The organism is Marinobacter sp. L-13, assembly GCF_056857715.1.
In genome coordinates, this window is the sequence record NZ_JBSXNQ010000068.1 from 78,143 (window position 1) to 99,148 (window position 21,006).

At 60.4% G+C, this 21,006-nt stretch carries 13 protein-coding genes; 6 read left to right on the top strand and 7 right to left on the bottom strand.

The features are described from left to right. Nucleotides 1-85: 85 nt before the first annotated feature. A complete protein-coding gene (locus tag AC13DD_RS19595; protein ID WP_482931625.1) occupies nucleotides 86-1,903 on the top strand; it encodes an ABCB family ABC transporter ATP-binding protein/permease in 1,818 nt (605 codons plus the stop codon). Here AC13DD_RS19595 and AC13DD_RS19600 read toward each other — a convergent pair. The 4 genes from AC13DD_RS19600 to recC all read right to left on the bottom strand — a co-directional run bounded on the left by AC13DD_RS19600 (nucleotide 1,888) and on the right by recC (nucleotide 12,920). Next, nucleotides 1,888-3,237, bottom strand: a complete 1,350-nt coding sequence (locus AC13DD_RS19600; protein ID WP_104270975.1) for a sensor domain-containing diguanylate cyclase — start codon at nucleotides 3,235-3,237, stop codon at nucleotides 1,888-1,890. The genes AC13DD_RS19595 and AC13DD_RS19600 overlap by 16 nt on opposite strands. 67 nt (nucleotides 3,238-3,304) lie before the next feature. Continuing rightward, entirely contained in the window at nucleotides 3,305-5,578 is a 2,274-nt protein-coding gene (gene recD, locus AC13DD_RS19605; protein ID WP_104270976.1) for an exodeoxyribonuclease V subunit alpha, read from the bottom strand. Next, complete coding sequence (recB, locus tag AC13DD_RS19610; protein WP_482931626.1) at nucleotides 5,575-9,297, bottom strand: exodeoxyribonuclease V subunit beta; 3,723 nt, start codon at nucleotides 9,295-9,297, stop codon at nucleotides 5,575-5,577. Before recB ends, recD begins: the two co-directional genes overlap by 4 nt. Then, the gene (gene recC / locus AC13DD_RS19615) at nucleotides 9,294-12,920 is read right to left on the bottom strand and encodes an exodeoxyribonuclease V subunit gamma (RefSeq protein ID WP_482931627.1); all 3,627 of its coding nucleotides are present in this window, start codon (nucleotides 12,918-12,920) and stop codon (nucleotides 9,294-9,296) included. Before recC ends, recB begins: the two co-directional genes overlap by 4 nt. Before the next feature lie 155 nt (nucleotides 12,921-13,075). Between recC and AC13DD_RS19620 the strand changes: the two genes are divergently transcribed. Further along, nucleotides 13,076-13,861 (top strand): SDR family NAD(P)-dependent oxidoreductase, encoded by a 786-nt coding sequence (locus AC13DD_RS19620; protein WP_053113407.1) that lies wholly within the window; start codon nucleotides 13,076-13,078, stop codon nucleotides 13,859-13,861. A gap of 18 nt (nucleotides 13,862-13,879) precedes the next feature. Here AC13DD_RS19620 and AC13DD_RS19625 read toward each other — a convergent pair whose 3' ends face one another. Beyond that, the gene (locus AC13DD_RS19625) at nucleotides 13,880-14,170 is read right to left on the bottom strand and encodes a DUF6482 family protein (RefSeq protein ID WP_014578848.1); all 291 of its coding nucleotides are present in this window, start codon (nucleotides 14,168-14,170) and stop codon (nucleotides 13,880-13,882) included. Nucleotides 14,171-14,247: 77 nt separating this feature from the next. On the opposite strand from AC13DD_RS19625, the gene AC13DD_RS19630 reads away from it, so the two are divergent. Beyond that, nucleotides 14,248-14,679, top strand: a complete 432-nt coding sequence (locus AC13DD_RS19630) for a hypothetical protein (protein ID WP_088558601.1) — start codon at nucleotides 14,248-14,250, stop codon at nucleotides 14,677-14,679. A gap of 83 nt (nucleotides 14,680-14,762) precedes the next feature. Further along, complete coding sequence (locus tag AC13DD_RS19635; protein WP_405417729.1) at nucleotides 14,763-15,203, top strand: DUF4864 domain-containing protein; 441 nt, start codon at nucleotides 14,763-14,765, stop codon at nucleotides 15,201-15,203. A gap of 5 nt (nucleotides 15,204-15,208) precedes the next feature. Here the strand turns inward: AC13DD_RS19635 and folM are convergent, their stop codons facing one another. Beyond that, nucleotides 15,209-15,916 (bottom strand): dihydromonapterin reductase, encoded by a 708-nt coding sequence (gene folM / locus AC13DD_RS19640; protein WP_053113411.1) that lies wholly within the window; start codon nucleotides 15,914-15,916, stop codon nucleotides 15,209-15,211. A 105-nt stretch (nucleotides 15,917-16,021) separates the two neighbouring features. On the opposite strand from folM, the gene AC13DD_RS19645 reads away from it, so the two are divergent. Both AC13DD_RS19645 and AC13DD_RS19650 read left to right on the top strand, forming a co-directional pair. Beyond that, nucleotides 16,022-17,731 carry a VRR-NUC domain-containing protein gene (locus AC13DD_RS19645; RefSeq protein ID WP_482931628.1) on the top strand — a complete coding sequence of 570 codons (1,710 nt, stop codon included), beginning with the start codon at nucleotides 16,022-16,024 and terminating at the stop codon, nucleotides 17,729-17,731. Beyond that, nucleotides 17,728-20,025: a helicase C-terminal domain-containing protein gene (locus AC13DD_RS19650; protein WP_405417732.1), complete on the top strand. Its 2,298-nt coding sequence runs from the start codon at nucleotides 17,728-17,730 to the stop codon at nucleotides 20,023-20,025. The genes AC13DD_RS19645 and AC13DD_RS19650 overlap by 4 nt, the downstream gene beginning before the upstream one ends. On the opposite strand, the gene cra is transcribed toward AC13DD_RS19650, so the two are convergent. Further along, the gene (cra, locus tag AC13DD_RS19655) at nucleotides 19,946-20,980 is read right to left on the bottom strand and encodes a catabolite repressor/activator (protein ID WP_405417735.1); all 1,035 of its coding nucleotides are present in this window, start codon (nucleotides 20,978-20,980) and stop codon (nucleotides 19,946-19,948) included. The genes AC13DD_RS19650 and cra overlap by 80 nt on opposite strands. Between the last annotated feature and the right edge of the window lie 26 nt (nucleotides 20,981-21,006).

Below are 21,006 nucleotides of genomic sequence, written 5' to 3' on the forward strand. Positions count from 1 at the left end.
GAGCGTACAGGGACGTATTTACAGCGTGTCCTGGCAAGCCGCTCCACCCGCGCGCTCGACTACTCCGAAGCGGAAGGAACATGAATTGAGAGCCTACGCCGACAACGATTACCCGGCAGATCATAAACCGGACTGGAAAATCATTTCAGGCCTCTGGCCCTATCTCGCCGAATTCCGCGGCCGGGTGGCCTTATCCCTGGCTTTGCTGGTGCTGGCCAAGCTGGCCACCGTTGCCACGCCCATTGCCCTGAAATACATCGTCGACTACCTCGATCAGAACCGCGGCGCGGACATGCTGCTTTGGATCCCGGTGGTTCTGGTGGTGGCCTATGGCGCGTTGCGCTTTGGCGCCACGCTGTTCAATGAGCTTCGGGATGCGGTTTTCGCGCGGGTCGCAGAGCGGGCCATGCGGCGGGTTTCCCTGCGGGTGTTCGAGCACCTGCACCAGCGGGAACTGGCTTTCCACCTGGACCGCAAGACCGGTGGCCTGGCCCGGGATATCGAGCGGGGTACCAACGGCATCAGCTTCCTGCTGCGCTTTACCCTGTTCAACATTGTGCCCACCCTCCTGGAAATCCTGATGGTGGCCGGCATCCTGTTCGTGGTGTTCAACGTCGGTTATGTGTTGGCGATCCTGGTGGCCGTGGTGGTCTACGTGGTCTTTTCCATCAAGATTACCGAGTGGCGGACCAAATTCGTGCGCGAAGCCAATGCGCGGGATAACCAGTCGAACTCGCGGGCGATCGACAGCCTGCTGAACTATGAAACCGTCAAATACTTCAACAATGAACGCTATGAGGCGCAGTTATACGACGTCGATCTGGACGACTGGGAACAGGCCCGGCTGAAAAACCGGTTGTCCCTGGCCGCGCTTAACACCGGCCAGGCATTGATTATCGGTCTGGCGATGATCGTGATCATGGCCATGGCGGTCCAGGAAGTGGCCAGCGGAGAGATCACCCTCGGTGATTTCACCATGATCAATGCCTACCTGCTCCAGCTGTTCATTCCCCTGAACGCCCTGGGCTTTGTCTATCGGGAAATCCGACAGGCCCTGGTGAATGTCGAGCGGCTGTTCAAACTGCTGGGAGATAAACCGGCCATTGAAGATGCCCCCGATGCCACCGAGCTGGCTGTAGATAGAGGCGAAGTGCGGTTCGAGCATATCCACTTTGCCTACCGCCCGGACCGGCCGATCCTGCGGGATGTGAATTTCACCATCCCGGCCGGTCACAAGATTGCGGTGGTGGGGGCCAGTGGTGCCGGCAAGTCCACCCTCGCCCGCCTGCTGTTCCGCTTTTACGACGTCGATCAGGGCGCCATAAGGATCGACGGCCAGGACATTCGGCAGGTGACCCAGGACAGCCTGCGCTCGGCGATTGGTGTGGTGCCTCAGGATACGGTGCTGTTCAACGATACCCTTTACCAGAACCTGGCCTATGGCCGGCCGGAAGCCACGGAAGAAGAGGTGTACCGGGCAGCTCGAATGGCTCACCTGGAAGACTTTATCCACAGCCTGCCGGAGGGTTATGAAACCAAAGTCGGCGAACGGGGCCTCAAGCTCTCCGGTGGTGAAAAACAACGGGTGGCCATTGCCCGGGTGATCCTGAAGAACCCGCCGTTGCTGATCCTGGATGAGGCCACGTCCTCCCTCGATTCACTTTCGGAGCAGGCCATCCTTACGGCGCTCAAGGAAGTCAGCCAGAGGCGCACAACACTGGTGATTGCCCACAGGCTGTCGACTGTCATGGATGCGGACAGCATCCTTGTGATGGAGGGCGGAAAAATCGTGGAGAGCGGACACCATCAGGATTTGTTGGCCCGGAACGGGCACTACGCCCGGCTGTGGTTCCAGCAACACCAGTCTGATGGCGGGGATACCGAAATTCAGCCGGAATCCTGATCGTTGTAGTCAAACACGACCACTTGATTGCGGCCTTGAGCCTTGCCCCGGTACATCGCCTGGTCCGCACGTACCAGAATCTGGCTGGGTTTTTCGTCAGTCCGGTCGGAAATGGCAACGCCGCAGGTTATGGTGCCCCGCAGTTCATCAAAGCCAATGAACCGCAATTGTTCAACGGATCGGCGAAGGCGTTCTGCAAATTGCCTGGCACTGTTCTCGTCGCACTGAGGCAAGAGCACGGCAAACTCCTCGCCACCGATTCGCCCCAGCGTGTCGCCCGTACGCAGTTCATTTTTGATGCGGTGGGCAGTCTCCCTCAGGACAAGGTCACCAACGTGGTGCCCGTAATGATCATTCACTCTCTTGAACCAGTCAAAATCGAAGAGTACGACCGCATAGCCGGCGCCGTTCCGTTTCAGCCTCTCAAACTCCCAGGACAGCACCTCGGTGAAGCGACGCCGATTGGCTGCACCTGTGAGATCGTCAGTGGTTGATGTCTGTCGGAGCTCTTCTTCAAGCGTTTTCTGGGAGGTGATATCCAGGATCGCGCCGTGCCAGATGACCGTACCGTCCGGCTTGAATTCCGGTTTGGAACGGCCCAGAACCCAGCTGACCACGCCCTCGTTTATAACCCGATATTCACAGATCCAGTTTTCGCCGCTTTTCTTCGAGTGGTTAATGGTCTGTTCAACAAAGCCGCGGTCTTCTGGATGAATGGCCTGGAATACAATAGTCCCATCGGCGAGCGCCTGCTCAGGCGTCACGCCATAGACCCGTTCAATGCCGGCACTGGCATAGGGAAACGTCATGGTTCCGTCCGGTTTGATCTCGAACTGGAACACCACACCCGGCAAGAGCGACGCCATTTTTTCAAAACGCTGGATCGTTTGCTGTTGCTCAGCCTTGATTTGCTCCAGCCTCTGTTCGTACTGCTTGCTGCTGGAGATCTCTATGTGCGTTCCGGAAATCCACTCGGGCTCACCTTCAAGTGTCCGACTGACGAGGCGACCATAATCTCGGACCCAAACCCAATAGCCGTCGCGATGACGCATGCGGGCTTCACACTCGTAATACTCGGAGTCGCCGCGGAAATGAGCCGTTAACTTCTGCTCTGAGAGAGCCAGATCGTCCGGATGGGCGTGCTTCATCCAGGTGTCAATGGACACCGGTTGAAGTTCTTCCAGCGAATACCCGATGATTTCCGCCCAGCGCTCATTAAAAATCGTCTCCCCCGTCTGGACGTTCCATTCCCAGGTTCCGGCGCCGGTCCCTTCCAGAATGGTTTTTAGACGTGAGGCTTCGTCTTGCTGAAGATAAAAAGAATGAGAGGGCATTCCACGTACTGCATGTCAGAGAGTTCCCGGCGATCATATAAGAACATGTAGCTGGAGGCGATACCCATTAGTCAGTAGATTCCACAAGTGCGAGCGCCAAACCTGAGGCCCTGGAGACCTGCTGCGAGACGGCCTCCCTGAGCACCGGAATGTCCCCAACAATCAGGCTGAACCAGTTTCTGGCGCGGGTGATGCCGGTATAGACCAGCTCTTTTGTCAGGACCGGGCTCAAACGGTCCGGCAAGACCAGGCAGGTGTGGTTGAACTCCGAACCCTGGGATTTGTGCACCGTCATGGCGTACACGGTTTCCAGCTGCTGCAGACGACTGGGCGAGATCCAGCGAATACCGCCAGCGGTGTCGCTATCCGGAAACGCCACCCGCAGGGTATAGCGGGGCTCACCGGTGTCGGTCCGATCCCAGGGCACGTTGACGGCAATGCCAATGTCGCCGTTCATCAGGCCCAGGTTGTAGTCGTTGCCGGTAATCAGCACAGGCCGGCCCTCATACCAGCCCTCGGCCCGCGGGATCAGTTTTTCAGCCAGTAACTGCTTTGCGATCCGGTCGTTGAGGCCTTCTACGCCCCAGGGGCCCTTGCGCAGGGCACAGAGCACCTGAAAGTCACTGAAGGCTTCAAGGAGCTGCACCGCCATCGCATCCCAGTCTTCGCGGGGGCTGTTTTCGTTCAGGCCATGATTCTGCAAGCGTTCGAGGTAATGGCGGTAACCAACGGGTGGTGGCAGGCTTTGGCCATTCACTTGCCGGCCCTGCCCGGCATTTCGGAATGCCTCGGGTGAGCCGGTGATGGCATGTCGACACACCAGGTCCAGGGTGTCTTCCGTATCCCCACTTTTCGACCGGCTGTTAAGCAAAATGACATCGTCGAATTCTGCTTGCCGGATCTGGCGCAACATGGCGTTATCAAGCGCATTGGTATTCACAGCTTCGGCAAAGGCGCGGATACCGCTGTCCTCCCGGAACCGGTAGCTCTTGCGCAGCATGGCCACGGCCTGATCCATGGGTTGGCCGGTTTCGTCCACCAGTGACTCCGGTATCTCGCCTCCGGCCAAGGCGGCCAGCCACCGGGCAGTTTCCGGAGTGTAATGCGCCAGCAACGCCCGCTGGCACAGCTCCCCCAGTACCGCACCGGCGTCCACCGAGGCCAGCTGGTCCTTGTCGCCCAACAGGATCAGCTGGGCGTTGGCGGGCAGGGCATCAAACACCGACGCCATAAGATCCACGTCCACCATCGAGGCCTCGTCGATCACCAGGATATCCACCAGCAAAGGGTTGTCCCGGTTATGGCGGAATTTGCGGGTATCCGGCCGGCTGCCCAGTAACCGGTGCAGGGTAGTGACCCTGGTGGGGATATCATTCAGGTCCACGTTGCCCGGCAGTTCGGCAAGGGGTAACCGGCTCACCGCACCACCGATGGATTCGTTCAGTCGGGCTGCCGCCTTGCCGGTCGGGGCTGCCAGGCGGATCCGGTATTTCCGACCGGCCCGTTCGGGGGATTCCCCGGCGACGGCCTGCAGGGCCGCCAGCAGGTTGACCACGGTGGTGGTCTTGCCGGAGCCCGGCCCGCCGGTGATCACGGCGAAATGGTTGCGGGCCGCCAGGGCACAGGCCAGTTTCTGGTAATCCACCGGTTCTGACGACCGGAACAGCGTATCCAGAGCGAGAGACAGGGTGCGGGCCGGACCGGATTCCGGATCTGCCAGGGGTGATGGCAAAGCCAGGCGGTGCCGGATACCCGCCGCAATGCGTTGTTCGTAGCGCCAGAATCTGCGCAGATAGAGCCGGGTTCCGTTCAGCACCAGGGGTGTTGTATGTGAGCCATCACTTACGGCGCAGGCGCCTTCCAGTATGATCAAGCATTCCGGCAGCGTTACAAGTGCAAGCACGTCGGCGGGCTTGGGCCGGTCCGGCTCGCTGGTGCCGGAATCGGTGAGCGGCTCCTGGACCGACTCCTCTGGCGGCAGTGACAGGGTATGCCCGGCATCGGCCAGGAGATTGCCCAGATCGACGCAGACATGGCCACGCCCCACCTGATGGGAGACCAGTGCCGCCAGCAGCAGGAGCAGTGGGTCCGGGCGTTCGCCCTGCTCTTCCGAGAGCTCCCGGATCAGCCGGGCAAACCCCACATCCAGCGCGCGGATCCACTCCGCCTGCTGCCAGTGCAGCAGCAGGGTCTCGGTTCTATCCGGGCTCGAGAGCAGATCGTTGATATCGAAGGTGGTATCACCGGCAGCGGGTACGGTCGGCGTTTCCGCAGCGATGTCCTCCGCGAACAGATCAATCTGGTGGTCGGACTTTCCGGTTTGGGAGCGGGAACGGCTCATGCGGCCACCTCCGCAACCGACTCGCCATCAAACAGGGCATCCAGTTGTTCAATCAGGGCTCTGGGCGGTTTGTCGGTGAAGGCGCCACCTGTGCTGGAATCAATGCCTCGCAGGAACAGATACACCGCGCCGCCAATGTGTCGGTCGTAGTCGTAATCCGGCAAACGGGCTTTAAGCAGCCGGTGCAGGGCCAGCAGGTAGAGCACGTATTGCAGATCGTAGCGTTTATCCAGGATGGCGTTGCCCATTGCCTGATCGGTATAGGCGCTGTCGTCTTCGCCCAGGGTATTGGATTTGTAGTCCAGCACGTAATAGCGCCCGTTGTGTTCGAACACCAGATCGATAAACCCCTTGAGCATCCCGTTGAATCGGGTCTCCTCGACTCGGGGACGGTCCGCGCGATTCAGGGTGTGCACGGTTACCAGCTCGTCGAGTTTGCGGATACTGACGTTGCGGCTTTCAAACCAGAACTCCAGTTCCGGGCGCAGGGTGATCAGGTCCGCCAGGCAGACGGTTTCTGCACCGGCCCGGTCGAGGCTCAATGGTTTGCTGATCAATGCCAGCAACCAGCGCTCCAGCGGCTCCACCCATTCGTTCCAGCCACGAGTGCCGCAGCGCCGGGTCAGCTGCTCATGAAGTAGCGGCGGGTTATCCACAACCCGCTGAAACCCCTGCTGTGTGCACCATTCCAGCAATTCGTGCAGGAAGGTGCCGGGTCCGGCGCCTTTCGGAAAGTTATGCTGGTTGCGCTGGTTGGCCATTTGAGCCGGGTTTTCCTCTTCGTCCAAGGTACTTTCTTCCAGCAGGTTCTGGGTCTGGGCATCTTCCACCTCACCGGTAAACGCGATCCCGGTGCCGGTCATGCCGGTGTATTCGATGGAGGAGTAGCTGGCAATCCACCAGTCCTCTCTGGCCTCACGGGAAGAGACCATGGCCGGGCCAAGCGCTTCGGGCGCCGGTTCGTGGTAGTGCGTATCGTCCGGATCCGGTAACGGGGTTATCCGGATCTCTGCTCTGCCCTCTGCCAGTTTCCCCAGGCAATCGCTGATACGGCTTTGCCCTTCGCCGGCAATCAGGTAGCCCAGTCCGCTTTGCTGCCAGTTGTCCAGGGCCGCCGTGCCGACCCAGGTGGCGAAGCGGGCCCGGGTCAGGGCTACGTAGAACTTGCGGATATCCTCGCCGAGGCGCTCACGGTCAGCCCTGGCCACGTCGTCCGGCGACGGGTCGAATACCGTGACCAGCCTGCCCTGGTCATTGTGATAGCGCACGAAGGCCTGCTTTTCACTCTGGGCGCGAAAGGCCGTGCCAAAGGGCAGAAACACCAGCGGGTATTCCAGACCCTTGGACTTGTGCACGGTGATGACCTTTACCAGGCCGGCATCACTCTCCAGCCGCAGGGTACGGTGTTCATCTTCCTCTTCGGCTGCACGCAGAATCTGGGTGTAGTGGTGCACCAGGGCATGCTCGCCGTCCAGTTGCAGGCTGTCCTGCTGCAGCAACTCGGCAATGTGCAGAATGTCGGTCAACCGCCGTTCGCCGTCAGGGCGTTGCAGTAACCGGCCTGGCACCTCGAAATCCATCAGGAAGGTTCGCAGCATGGGCAGTACACCCTGCTTCTGCCATTGCTGCTGGTAACCAATAAAACGCTCGATTTCCCGTTCCAGCACGAGCTCGTCGGTGAGCAGCTGATTCATGGCATGCCAGGACTGACCGAGGGTGGGTGTAGCGAGGGCCGCGCGGATATAGGCCAGCTGCCGGGGCTCGGCAAATGCCCGAAGCCAGCAGAGCATTTCCTGTGATTCCCGTGAGGTCAGCACCGAATCACGGTCTGACAGGTACACACTCTTGATACGTCGCTGGCCCAGAGCCTCCCGAACTGCGCTGGCCTCGTTGCGGTTGTTGACCAGTATCGCGATGTCTTTGGGGGCAACCGGCTCCAGATCCTCGGGATGATCGGGCCGCGCAAAACCGGCCTGCCCGGCCTGGCCCAGGGTCAGCAATTGGGCGATCTCACTGGCGCAGGTTTCCGCCACATCGGCGGTGGCAGTGCCCTTGGCCATACCTTTCGGATTGCCGTCCCTGTCCTCTTCCCCGGATTCGTGGGTCCAGAACACCAGGCTGGGCTGCACTTCCCCGTTGATCGACCAGCTTCGTTTGGTGCCATGGGCGTCCACACCCTGGAACGGCAGCGGTGAGGTATCGCCCTTGCCGAACAGGAAGGCGCCGTCCCGGCTGTTCTGGTCACTGTGTTCAAAGACCCGGTTAACCGCCGCCACCATGGTCTTGGCGGAGCGGAAGTTCTTACCCAGTGTGTAGGTGCGCTCTTTCACGCCCTGCCGGGCCTGCAGGTAGGTGTAGATGTCGGCACCCCGGAAACCGTATATGGCCTGCTTCGGATCGCCGATCATCAGCAGGCAGGTACCGTGATCGCCACCTGCCACGTTGTAGATGCGGTCGAAGATTCGGTACTGCACCGGGTCGGTGTCCTGGAATTCGTCAATCAGAGCAACGGGAAACTGGCGACGGATCGTCGCGGCCAGCTGGTCGCCCCGGGGGCCGTGCAGCGCATCGTCCAGCCGGGTGAGCAGATCGTCAAAGCCCATTTCCGAGCGTTTCTGCTTTTCTGACTCCAGCCGCTCGGCAATCCAGTGGCTGGCGTGGCGCAGAATGTCGGATTTGGCGTTGGGCTGGTTCTGGCTGAAATCCAGCAGCGCTCCGATGGCATCAAAGGCCGGGTGATGAGGGGCAGGATCATCGCCCTTGAGAATCTTGTCGAGCCCTTCGGGCGTCTGATTCTTGAAGCCCGCGGCGCTATCGATCTTTTCGGGCAAAAGGTCGTCCGATTCCGCCCAGGCAACCAGCAAATCCCAGACCTTGATCATGGCATTCTTGCTGGCGCCATGGAGTCGCTTGCTCTTGTTCAGATCGCTCAGCAGCTCGATGACGTCATCGCGCCACTGGCTCCAGGGGTGGGCTTTCAGAGACTGTGACTGTTCCAGACGCCGGCGGACCACCTGATCGATGGCCTTATGAACGCTCTCCGGGGGTGTGCCCAGGCTCAGGGGATCGTCAATCAGATTGCGAACACCCTGGCGCAGGTCCCCGGGGGTTTTCCAGTGGCTCAGGGCCTCGTCCATCAGCGCCGGCGGCAGAGGATAGACAAAGGTGCGCCAGTAATCCCGGGCGACCTCGTCCAGCAATTCGCTCTGGTCGGTTTCGAGGGTGAGTTTGAACAGGCTGCCGCTGTCGAAGGCGTGCTCGCTGAGCATGCGGTTGCAGAAACTGTGGATGGTCGATACCGCCGCCTCGTCCATCCATTCGGCGGCCAATAGCAGCTTCTTTCGGCATTCCGGCCAGCTGGCCGGATCCGGGTAGCTTTCATCCCGTAGCTGGTAGATCAGTGCCGTCTCCGCGGGTGGATTGGGCTCGTCGGGCGCGTCAGAAAACACCTCGGCGGCCTGGGTGAGCCGGGTGCGGATACGGTCACGCAGTTCCTTGGTGGCGGCCTCGGTAAAAGTGACCACCAGCAGGTTGGGAGGCAGCAGGTTCTGCAGAGGGCTGTCGGGCGACTGGCCGTGGCCAAGCACCAGGCGTACGTACAGAATAGCAATGGTAAAGGTTTTGCCGGTGCCGGCACTGGCCTCGATCAGAGCACTGCCGTTGAGGGCCAGTGCCAGGGGATCCAGGTTCGGATTCCGGTTGGTCATCTGCTCGGTCATTCCAGGCCTCCGATCTGATCTGCAGCCGATTTGTCCTGCTCGGCTTCCCAAACCGGCACGTAGAGCTGATGCAGCAGGGCTTCGAATTCACCGCTGGCCATCAGCAGCTCCGGTGTTTCAAAGGCTCCTCTCAGGTAACCCGTATCCCGCTCCAGAGCAATGGTATATGCCTGCTGCGCCTCTGATATGGCTCGTTCATGGTCACCGACGTACTTTTTGCTGCCGTAGAAACTGGTGATCCAGGCAAAGCCGGCCTCGCAGTGAATGGGCAGCGCCCGGGTGGTGGCGTCCATCCATCCGCTGAGCACCGTTTCGAACAACGGTCTGGCCCGCTCTGGATGCAATGGAGCAAAGCGGAATTTCCGTCCCTCCTCCTTGCCCAGAACCAGGGTCTCAAAAGGTTGACCGCCGAGCTGGCCTGCCAGATGGATCAGCCAGTCCCGCATCAGATTGGCATAGCGTACTTTCTTGCTGGATCCTGAACCGGTCAGCAGGCTGGAACTCGCCACCACCAGCCGGCACAGCTCTCCCTGGGCATTGCAGCGCAGGTTGTCGATCAGATCCGCGATTTCCACCGAACCCAGGGCGCTTTCAAACCGGTAATCAAAGGGCAGCGGTTCAGCAACCGCTTCCGGCCAGTCAGCCAGTGCGTTCTGGTAACGCTCGAACAGATCGGGCAAGCGCCCCGCCAGCTCGGAACGCAGGCGGTGTTCGGTCACGCCCATACCCAGGTCGCCGCGTCGCGCCATGCGGTCCAGAGTTGCCTGCAACCGATCGTGCAGTTCCTCTTCGCTGCTGGCTTTCAATAGCCCGTCCTGGATCAGCTCGTTGTCCAGGCGCCAGCGGTCCAAGCCGTCCAGCTCGAAATTCTCGTTGTCGGTGTCGTCGTCTTCGACATCCTCGAAGCGCACCTGCAGCCGGCGCTGGTAAAAGGTATCGATGGGCTTTTTCAGGAAAGCCGCCAGATCGTTCAGACTGATGGGCTCTTCGGGCGCCTGGTAAGGTAGTGCCGACTGTGTCTGCGCGGCAGCCTCACCACCATGGGCACTGCGCCATTCCCGCTCGTAGGTGAATAACCGGCGTGCCTCCAACACCTCGGCCAGGGGATGGGGCGAACTGTTTTCCCCCTTTCCACCCTCCTCCAGCCCGTTGGCTTTCGGGAAATAGCTCCGGCTGAACGGCTGCAACGGGTGTTGGGTCGTCAGTGCCTCGATGACCCTGGTTTCGGGTTGCCCTGACACAGACCAGAGACTGTCCAGATGATCCTGAAGCTGCCCCACCAGAACCGACGGCGGCCGTTCCGAATCGTCCTTGATGCTGCGGCCGACCCAGCTGATGTAAAGCTGCTCCCGGGCAGACAACAGGGCTTCCAGGAACAGGTAGCGATCGTCTTCCCGGCGGGAGCGGTCCCCCGGGCGGTAATCCTGGGCCATGAGATCGAAATCCACCGGCGGCCGGGAGCGGGGATAGTCGCCGTCGTTCATGCCCAGCAGGCACACTTTCCGGAAGGGTATGGCACGCATGGGCATCAGGGTGGCGAAATTGACCTTGCCGGCCAGGAAACGCTGGTTCAGGCCGCCTTCATCCAGCCCCTCCAGCAGCACATCCTTGACGATGTTCAGGGGCAGGGTCTGTTCCTCAAGGCCCGCTGCCAGGGCGTCTTCCAGCCACTGCTCCAACTGGCGGCGGAAACGGTTCAGCAGCAACAGGTCGCTGCCTTCGACCTTGTGGAAGAACTGCCCGAGCATCTCTGAGAACAGGCCCTCCCATTCGTCCGGTGTGCGATGGGTCTGCAGCGCCTGCCAGAGGGTTTCCAGCTGATGCACAAAGTCGTTCAGACGGCCGGCAAGACTGGCCTGCAGGCCGCCGATCTCACCGAAGGGTTCCACACCGGCCCAGGGCTCATCGTCGCCCATACCATAGCCCAGCAGCATTGAGCGCAGCCCGGATTGCCAGGTGTTGCGCTCCAGCTCGGAGGGCAGTTCCAGGCTTTCCCGGTGCTGGCCGTGCAGACCCCAGCGGATATTGGCGCCCTCGACCCAGCGACGAGCCAGGGGGATCTCGTCTTCATTGATTCCGAAACGGTCCCGTATGCCAGGTACTTCCAGCAGGCTGATGATCTCACTCACCGAAAAACGGCTGCGGGGCAGTGACATCAGGGTTTCCAGGGCAATCAGAACCGGCTCGTGGTGGCGCTGGCCCTGGTCGGAAATGGTGAAGGGAATGTGGCGCTTCCGGCCCGGCTGGTAGCGGCCGAATACGGCCTGGATGTGGGGCGCGTACACGTTGATATCGGGCACCATCACGATGACGTCCCGGGGCCGCAGCGTGGGATCGACGTTGAAGGCGGCGAGAAGCTGATCGTGCAGAATTTCCACTTCCCGCTGCGGGCTGTGGGCCTCGTGGAACACCAGGGAATGATCCCGCTGAATATCCAGTTGTCGTTGTTGCTGGCGGATTTCCTGGGGGGGCGTCAGGTTGTGGATATCGTTCTGCAGCTGATGCAGCAGGCGCGGTGCGTCCTCGTTGCCATGGTCCGAAAAAATATCGATTTTCTGGTCCGGAGTCTGGAAGCTGCCACGGTACTGGTCCGGGTTGTCGAACTCGTCCAGCAGCCGGATGTAGTCCCGGCCCTGCTTGCCCCAGGCGGCCAGCAGCGGATTGGCGTGCTGGTGCAGCTGGTCCGGATCCTCAATGGCGGAAAGTGCCGGATGGGTCCTGCCACGTTTGCGTTCGGCGGTGAGCAGCTCCCGGTCGCTGATGATGTCGGCCCAGTAGAACTGGCAGGGGTTGTGAACACACAGCACCACCTGACTGAACCGGCTCAGGACGTACAGGGCTTCCAGCGCTTGCCGGGGCAATGAGGAGACGCCAAAGACGACAATGCGGGTCGGCAGCCGGAACGGGTTGGCCGGCGCCTGAAGTCGCTGGCCCTGTTCCATGAACCGGGTATGGATCTGCGAGCGGCTGGTATGAGCGTCTGCGCCCACATCCTCAACCAGCCGGCGCCAGAGCAGGGGCTGCCAGCGGGTTTCCGCATCCAGAGGCTTTTCCTCGGCCCGGGCCGTGATAATCACGTCCTTGCCCTGCTCCCACGCAGCCAGCCAGTCGGCCCGGAACACCTGGTACTGATCAAACAGATCGGCCACCTTTTCCGCCAGCTGGAAATTGCGCAGGTCCGGATCGTTACCTTCCAGAAACCGGGCCAGCGGTGTAAAGGCCTCGTCCTGCCCCACCAGACGTGGCAATAACCGGTACAGCCGCCACACCAGCCGCCGTTTGTCGAAGGGCGACTGTTCCGGTACCTCACCGTCCGGAAGCACGGCCCGGTAGGCTTGCCAGATAAACCGGGCCGGGAACAGGAAATCCATACCGGCAGCGATCCCGAGGCCGCCCTCAAGGCCATCTTCGGTGCGCTTCTCCGCCAGCGCCAGCTTCAGCCACTGGGCAATACCGTTGCTCTGCACCAGGAAGGTCTCGCTCTCCAGTGGCGGCATGGGGTTGTGCCGACAGATGTAGACAACGGCCCGGCGCAAGTCTTCCAGATGGTTGGCGTGGATTGCGTGAAACCCGGGTTCGATCCTGGCGCGTAGCTCGGTGGGCTCGGTGGAGAGTGCGGCCATGAATTTCCTTGTCTGGTGTGCAGTTCAATCCTGTTGCTACAGGTTACCGTATGTGACCACAGATGCGGACTGTCTGAAACGTCTGATCTCCAAAAATCATAACGGCCCGTCGCGACAAACGGTGTCGTGAATTATCGGCAAAAGGGAGAAGCACTATGTGGACACTGATCACTGGCGCGGGGTCGGGCATTGGGCGGGCCCTGGCCCTGGAACTTGCTGCTCAAGGCCACGACCTGATCCTTGCAGGTCGCACCGTGTCGAAGCTGGAGGAGGTCGCGACAAAGCTCCGCGTGGAGGCGCCCGACCGTGAAGTGATGACGCTGGAAGTGGACCTTGCGGATCCCGAAAGCACCCGCAATCTGGCTCAACAGCTAAGTGATGCCGTCGATCATCTCTCAGCGTTCGTGTATTGCGCTGGCGTGGGTGAGCCGGCTGCGGATTTTGCCAGCCTTGGGCTCATCGATTTCCAGGAAGCCCTGGCCGTGAACGTGTCCGCGCCCATGCTGCTCACCCAATCGTTGTTACCGATACTCAAAGGGGGTGAACCCTCGTCGCGAATCGTGATGATTGGTGCGGGTATGGACAAGCATGCGCAACCCGGAACGGGCAGCTACGGGATCAGCAAGATGGCGCTGCGTCGGCTGGTGCGTCAGATGTCCGTTGAGTTCGACACCATGTCGGACGGGCCGGTTGTCAGCCTCTTTCAGCCGGGGCTGGTGGATACGCCGGGTATTCGAAGCCATATCGACAAGGCGGGCAAGTTAGATCTGCCCCACGCGGAGTGGCTGGCCAATCGTCTGACGTCGGGGGATTGCCTGAGTGCCGAACAGGCCGCCAGTGCCATCGTGTTTACGCTCAATCAGATACCGGAGAGCGATTTTCACGGGGCCGTTTTCAACGGCGCCGATCTGGTGGATTCGCTCTCATTCGCTGGAAGCTAGGGGAACGTCAAGCGGGCCCTAGAGAGGGACCCGCATGGTTTCGGAGCCGCTGTCAGGCATACCAATCATTTCATCGGTTCCAGTCGGCGGAATCACCTCGGTGCGCTCGACCTCGTATTCGTGGAAATGTTCTCGCACCGCGCAGGCGCCGGTGAACATGACTGGCTTGTCGTAGGGGTCCGTCAGAACGTAGCCCTGACCATCCAGATAGAACCGCGCCATATAATAGCGCCCTTCCATCGAGACAATCTCCAACAGAGAAATCGTGTCGTGCTTGTGTTTTTTCAGTTCGCCAGTGTCCATGTGCATGGGAAGTCTCCCGCAGGTTTGTTGTCGTAAGGAACAGTACGAAACGCTTTCCGTTACAGGTCATAAAACGAGCAATTATGAGCAGGATTGATTTGGTCAAAGCCGCCGTGGACGAGCAGTTGAATGACAGCTACGACCTGCTGGCCATGCGGATGCTGTTTCCCCCGGACCACGTGGAAGTAAAAATTGATCAGGAAATCAAAGACCTGTACGTGTATCCGGAAAGGCTCGATACCGGGTATCGCGACGAATGGCGTGCCATTGCCACCCGGGCCCTGTTCCGGAACGCCTTTGGCGATCACTGGCGGCCTGATGAGGAGAATCTGGAGCGCTACCTGCATTTTCTGAGGGATGAGGCCATTCCCCGTTGTGTTCACGACAACATCGAACTGTTTCGTATGCTCGGCGAGGTCCTGTCAATCGCGAGGTCTGATAACGCCATTGCCTTCCCGGATCCAAAGCGTCGAGCCCTGATGAAGATCATCTGGCCGGAGAAGGGGCGTCGGTGAGAGCAAGCTGGCTGGCGGAACGCGAATCCGGAGCCCTGATCCGACCGTATTGTTTAAAAGATGAACAATAGAGAGGTGCCATCATGGGTCACCAACACATCGTTTCCGGAAAGTGGCTGATTCCCGTGCTTCTGGCTTTCATTGGCTTCGCGGTTCTCGGGTCCCCACAGTCTGTGGCCAGAGACAAAGACGCAGAAATCCGCGACACCATCCTGCGCCAGATCGAAGCGTTTGCGAACAACGACGAGGAGCAGGCCTGGGCCCACGCCTCCGAGGGTATCAAGCGTCGATTCGGGTCGTCACAGGTGTTTGTCGATATGGTTCGTGAAGCCTACCCGGCGGTGCACAACGCCACGGCCATCGAGTTTACCCAGCGCGTGCCCCACGGCGCCTTTGAAATCCAGGTGGTGCGTTTGCAGGGGCCGGAGGGCAAGCGATGGGACGCCTATTACCGGATGGTGCTCACTGAAGGGGTCTGGAAGGTGGCCGGCGTGAGACTCCAGTCGGCCGAGCTGGGCATTTAACGGTATCAAACCAGATGGCGCCCACCATCCAGGGGCAGGGTGCGGCCCGTGATATAGGGGTTGTCCAGCAGAAACTGAAGCGTGGCGACAGCGACCTCAGCCCCCGGTTCTATTCCCATAAGCGACTTCTTCAGGGTTTTCTCCCGATACGCCTGGCTATCGCCCTGGTTGAACATGATCAGGGACGGCGCCACGGCGTTCACCTTGACCCTGGGCGCCAGTAGACGGGCGAACGACAGGGTCAGGTTAGTCAGGGCTGCCTTGCTGGCGGCATAGGCGATATGCTTCGCGCTGCCCTTCTCCACCACGTAGTCGGTCATGTGGATAATGTCGGTTGTCGAACCCTCCTGCTCCAGCATCGACCGGCACGCGAGGTTTATCCGGTAAGGTGTCATCACGTGAATCTGCATCATGGCGTTCATCACGTCTGCCGGGTCGGAGTCTTCGCTCTCTGGTATCCAGTCCGAGGCATTGTGGATAATGGCACGTAGCGTGTCCGTCCGGGATTTCAGGGCCTGGATGAAGTCATCAATGCCCGCATTCGTGGCAAAATCCGCATGGAGACACACTGCTCCCGCCTTCTGCAGCGCGTCGATGGCCGGTCGATAGGAGCGGTAGGTGACGATGATGGGCTGGCCGCGGTCAAGGCAGGCTCTGGCAAAGGCCAGGCCGATGCGTTGGCCGGCGCCGGTAATCAGGATGGGTGCGGTCATGGTGTTCTCCTGTAATCAGTGTCTTACCTACGTTAATGTCATGCCGACGGCTCAACGTGGTAGCGTCACTTTCCCGAACCATCTTGAAGGAAGATCAACCTGGCCATGTCACCGGCGAAGCGACAGAGCACACAACTGGCCACTGCGGATCTCGATAATCCGCTCTATTACCTCGAGAACATGGAAACCGTCCTTGGCTGGGTTCAGAGCCATCACGGTGACTTGCTGACAGCAGAAGAGCTGGATCGACTGGCCAGTTTTCATACCCTTTCAATGCCGGCCCGGGCCTTGCTGACCCGAATGGTGATGCGCACGGGCGATCTCTTCCGGTCGGACAAGCTCAAGTATCCGGAGCTCGGCGTACCAGAGGCCCGTGCCCTCGACGAAATCATGGAGGCAGGCTGGTTGGACACCGATCCTCTGCTCAGCCTGGATGAGCTGTTTCGGTTGTTCACGCTTGGAGAACTGCGTCCGGCCATGGAGCCGCTTTTAAAGGCGGCCGGAGAGCCCGCCAACCTGCCCAAAGGCCGGATGCGGGACGCTCTGCTTCTGCGATTTCCCGACCCTCTGATCGTTGCCGACTGGCTCGGCCAGCACGCCAGACCGGTTATCAGGCTCAAAACCATGGCGTTGTTTGACCGGGTGCGCCTGATGTTTTTCGGCAACCTCCGCCAGAGTTGGTCCGATTTTGTGCTGGTGGAACTGGGCCATCAGCAGTATGAGCCGGTGACCTTCACGCCTGATTCCCGGGCGTTCCAGTATCGTTCAGAGGTCGACCTGTATCTTGCCATGCACCAGTGCCGGGAATGGCTGGACCAGGGCGTACTCGCCCACGAGGTTTGGCAGGCGGTTCCGGCACCCTCGGATAACGCCTGGCTGACCAGCCGCCGGGACCGGCTGTTGCTGGAATTGGGCCGGCAGGCAGAGCGCCAGGGGGAACGGAAGCTGGCGTTGGAGGCTTTCGCCAGCAGCGGCCATCGGGAAGCGCGGCTGAAACGGCTCCGGTTGCTGGAGCGGATGAAGCGTCACCGGGAAGCCTGGGCCATTGCCTCCGAGTGGCAGAACCAGGAACTGAGCGATGCAGAAGCCAAGGGTCTGACGCGGATTCTCAAGCGGCTTGCGAGCCGGCTAGGCGAGATACCGCCACTTCCTCCGGAGCAGCCGCTCATCCGGGAGATCACCCTGACCCTGCCGAAGCCCGAGGTCGGGTCGGTCGAATACGCCTTACGGGACCACCTGTATCGGGACGAGGCGCCCGTGCTTTATGTGGAGAACACCCTGATCAACGGCCTGTTCGGCCTTCTGTGCTGGCAAACCATTTTTGCGCCGGTGCCGGGGGCCTTTTTCCATCCCTTCCATGTGGGCCCGGCGGACCTGACCCGGGAAGATTTCGTCAGCCGTCGGAAGGGATCGTTCGAGCAATGCTTTGCGCGGCTGGCGGATGGCAGTTATCGGGAGCGGATACTGGCGAATTACCGGGCCAAACAGGGCACCACCAATCCGTTCGTCATCTGGCCGGTCATCACCGAGGAACTGCTGAGCCTGGCGCTGGACTGTCTGCCACCGGCGGATCTGGAACGCCTGTTCCGTCGCCTGCTGTTGAATATCCGGGAGCATCGTAGCGGCTTTCCTGATCTGATCCGGTTTCTCCCCAATGCGGCTGAGCCTGACAAGCGTTATGAAATGATCGAAGTGAAGGGGCCGGGTGACCGTTTGCAGGACCACCAGATTCGTTGGCTCGAGTTCTTTGCGGTTGAAGGCATCCCCGCCAGTGTTTGTTACGTGCGATGGCAGGCGAGCGAGGCGATGGAATGACGGTGACAGTTGCCGTCCGGACTCTGTGCGAGTTTGCCGCGCGTAAGGGCGACCTGGACTTCCGCTATACCCCGGCACCCAGTGCCGAGGAGGGCATTGCTGGCCATCAGGCAATCCAGTCCCGGCGCGGCTACGGCTATAAAAGCGAGCATTTACTGACCGGTGAATGTATGGGGTTATTGCTTTCCGGCCGCGCCGATATCTATAACCCCCACCGAGGCCGGCTGGAAGAGATCAAAACCCATCGGGGCGACCTGTCCCGAATCCGTGAGCATCAGCGGGCACTCCATCGCGCTCAGCTGAGAGCCTACGGCGCGCTGTTGTGCCGGCAGGAAAACCGGAAAACCCTGGAGCTGGCACTGATCTATTACGACACTGGAAGAGACAAGGAAACGCCAGTGGTGGAGACCGCCAGTGCCAAAGAGCTCTGGCAGGAACTGGAAACCCTGTGTAGTCATTACAAGGCCTGGGCTGAGCAGGAAGAACATCACCGCGAGCAGCGCAATGTCCTGCTTTCAGGCCTTAGATTCCCCTTCCCCGCATTTCGCCCCCGGCAGCGCCAGCTGGCGGAGACGGTGTACAAAAACTCGGTAAAGTCCGGCACCCTTTTGCTGGAAGCCCCCACAGGCCTGGGCAAGACCCTCGGCACCCTGTTCCCGGCGTTGATGGCGATGCCAGCAGCCGGCCAGGACCGCCTGTTCTACCTCACCTGTCGCAATACCGCCCGTCAGCTGGCCATGGATGCGGTAGCCCGCCTGCGTTCGGCTCAAGCTGCCCAGCATTGGCCACTGCGAACATTGGAACTGGTCTCGAAAGACGATGCCTGCGAGCACCCGGACAAGGCCTGTCATGGCGATTCCTGCCCCCTGGCTAAAGGGTTTTTCGACCGGCTTCCTGACGCCCGGGCGGAAGCCGCCCAGAGCGAAGGCACGCTGGATCAGCACACTCTGGCGAAGATCGCCGCCGGTCACGATATTTGCCCCTACTTTCTGGCCCAGGAAATGGCCCGGTGGAGCGATGTGGTGATCGGGGATGTGAACCGGCTGTTCGATCAATCCGCCCTGCTCCACGGTTTGATTCGCCAGAACAGCTGGAAGGCCAGCGTGCTGGTGGATGAGGCCCATAACCTGGTGGACCGTGGCCGGGGTATGTATTCGGTTCGGCTGGATCAGCAGCGCTTACTGAGGATCAAAAAAACCGCACCGAAGCCGCTGAAATCCGCCATCGATCGCACCGCCCGCGCCTGGCAGAGCCTGATCCGGGATTACCAGGCTGATACAGAAAGCCCGGAGTTTCTGGAGACACTGCCGACGCAATTGCTGGGTGCCCTGCAGGCCATGGTCTCGAATCTGACCGATTACCTGGCCGATAATCCCCCGGATCTGGCCCTGCAGGAGCTGTTGTTTGAAAGCGTCGCCTTCATGAAGCTGGCGGACTCCTTTGGTGATCATTCCCTGTGTGAGTTCCAGCGCGCCGGTCGGGGGCGGGCCAGCCTGACCATCCAGAACCTCATTCCGGCGGATTTCCTGAGGGAAAGGTTCGAGGCGGCGCATTCGGTTCTGCTGTTTTCCGCCACCCTGAGCCCCGGTGTTTACTTCCGGGATTTGCTGGGGTTGCCCGAGGATTCCCGTTTTACCTCCTTGCCCAGCCCGTTCAGCGCCGACCAGCTGCAGGTGCAGTTCACGCCTGGTATCAGCACCCGCCAGGCTCACAGGGAGGCATCACTCAAACCGATTGCCGACCTGATCGCCCGCCAGTTCCGTGAGCGGCCCGGGCATTACCTGGCGTTTTTCAGCAGCTTCAAATACGCGAAGCAGGCCAGCGACGCGTTGGCGGAGCATGCGCCGGATATACCCCAGCGAGCTCAGCAACCGGGCATGTCGCCTCAGCATCGAGCAGACTTTCTGGCCGGTTTCCGGAACCCGGAGGGCAGTGTGGCGTTTGCGGTGTTGGGCGGGGTGTTCAGTGAAGGCATTGATCTGCCCGGCGATCAGTTGATCGGTTCCTTTGTGGCCACCCTGGGCTTGCCGCCGTTCGATGCCTGGCATGAAATCCTGAAGGGTCGCCTCGAAAAACGCTTCGGCGCCGGCTATGACTACACCTATCTGATTCCGGGGCTGCAGAAAGTGGCCCAGGCGGCGGGGCGGGTGATTCGCACCCCGGAAGACCGGGGGGTGATCTGGCTCATTGATGACCGGTTTCTGCAGCCGGCCATCAGCAGGTTTTTTCCGCGCTGGTGGTTTGCACAGGGCGACTCTGCCGATCCGCGGCCCGAGTCTTCAGAGACCGGTTAATCACTATGGTGTCTACAGGGCCTTCCTGTGCAATAGCCGACAGTGCCTGCTCAAGTGTCGCATTGGCGATGGCCTCATGATCCTGGGGCAGAGAGTTGACCGCCAGTGGAAGAAAGTCCAGCAGCCGGTCATCGCCGAAGGTCGCTATTTTCAGAGCCTTCGGAAGCGGGTCCGGCTGATCGAGCAGAACATCCAGAACCCCTTGAAGCAGTGTGAAAGAGGCTGTAACCAAGGCATCCGGCAAGCCATGGTCAGTCAGGATCCGACGCATCATTGCGGCACCGGAGGCGCGATCGTAGTGGAGGCCACTTTCTACCAGCGGGGCAATGCCGGCCTCATTTGCGGCCGCCATAAAACCTTCCCGGCGCTCCCGGGTCATGGCGATCTCCGGCACGGCATCCAGCCAGGCGATACTGCCGGTTTCTCCTCCCAGCACAGAACGGGTCAGGATCTCGGCTGCTGAGCGGTTGTCGCTGACCACACATCGAATCTGATCCGGAGACTGGGCGCGATCGACAGCAATCACCGGTAGACCTTCTTTCTGCAGTTGGGGATAAAAAGGGTCGTCCAGGGACAGGGCGCTGGCGACTATCAGGGCGTCGCAGCGCCTTGCTTTCAGTGCTCGGGCCAGGGACTTTTCGGTCTCGGGGTCGTCATCAGAGCCCGCAATCAGGAGCTGATAGCCTCTCGCCCTCGCGCCCTGCTCAAGCAATTTGGCCAGGCGGGCATAACTGGTGTTCTCGAGATCCGGCAGAATAAATCCGAGGGTCCGGCTGGCCCCACCCCGTAGCGCTGCCGCCTGTGTATCTACCTGAAAGTTGTGCTTATGAGCCACCGTAAGCACTTTTTCGATGGTGTCCTGTTTGATGCGCCGTGCAGCCCCCTGACCATTAATGACATAGCTGGCCGTGGTTCTTGAAACGCCGGCAAGCCGGGCAAGTTCTGCAAGGGTCATGGACGACAGCTCCGATTAAAAGATTG

What these genes read in the sequence shown, in the direction of transcription:
- AC13DD_RS19650 (WP_405417732.1), top strand. Translation starts at nt 17,728, where the DNA reads ATGACGGTGACAGTTGCCGTCCGGACTCTGTGCGAGTTTGCCGCGCGT.
- recD (WP_104270976.1), bottom strand. Translation starts at nt 5,578, where the DNA reads ATGAGCCGTTCCCGCTCCCAAACCGGAAAGTCCGACCACCAGATTGAT.
- AC13DD_RS19600 (WP_104270975.1), bottom strand. Translation starts at nt 3,237, where the DNA reads ATGCCCTCTCATTCTTTTTATCTTCAGCAAGACGAAGCCTCACGTCTA.
- AC13DD_RS19620 (WP_053113407.1), top strand. Translation starts at nt 13,076, where the DNA reads ATGTGGACACTGATCACTGGCGCGGGGTCGGGCATTGGGCGGGCCCTG.
- recC (WP_482931627.1), bottom strand. Translation starts at nt 12,920, where the DNA reads ATGGCCGCACTCTCCACCGAGCCCACCGAGCTACGCGCCAGGATCGAA.
- recB (WP_482931626.1), bottom strand. Translation starts at nt 9,297, where the DNA reads ATGACCGAGCAGATGACCAACCGGAATCCGAACCTGGATCCCCTGGCA.
- AC13DD_RS19635 (WP_405417729.1), top strand. Translation starts at nt 14,763, where the DNA reads ATGGGTCACCAACACATCGTTTCCGGAAAGTGGCTGATTCCCGTGCTT.
- AC13DD_RS19645 (WP_482931628.1), top strand. Translation starts at nt 16,022, where the DNA reads ATGTCACCGGCGAAGCGACAGAGCACACAACTGGCCACTGCGGATCTC.
- AC13DD_RS19630 (WP_088558601.1), top strand. Translation starts at nt 14,248, where the DNA reads ATGAGCAGGATTGATTTGGTCAAAGCCGCCGTGGACGAGCAGTTGAAT.
- cra (WP_405417735.1), bottom strand. Translation starts at nt 20,980, where the DNA reads ATGACCCTTGCAGAACTTGCCCGGCTTGCCGGCGTTTCAAGAACCACG.
- folM (WP_053113411.1), bottom strand. Translation starts at nt 15,916, where the DNA reads ATGACCGCACCCATCCTGATTACCGGCGCCGGCCAACGCATCGGCCTG.
- AC13DD_RS19625 (WP_014578848.1), bottom strand. Translation starts at nt 14,170, where the DNA reads ATGCACATGGACACTGGCGAACTGAAAAAACACAAGCACGACACGATT.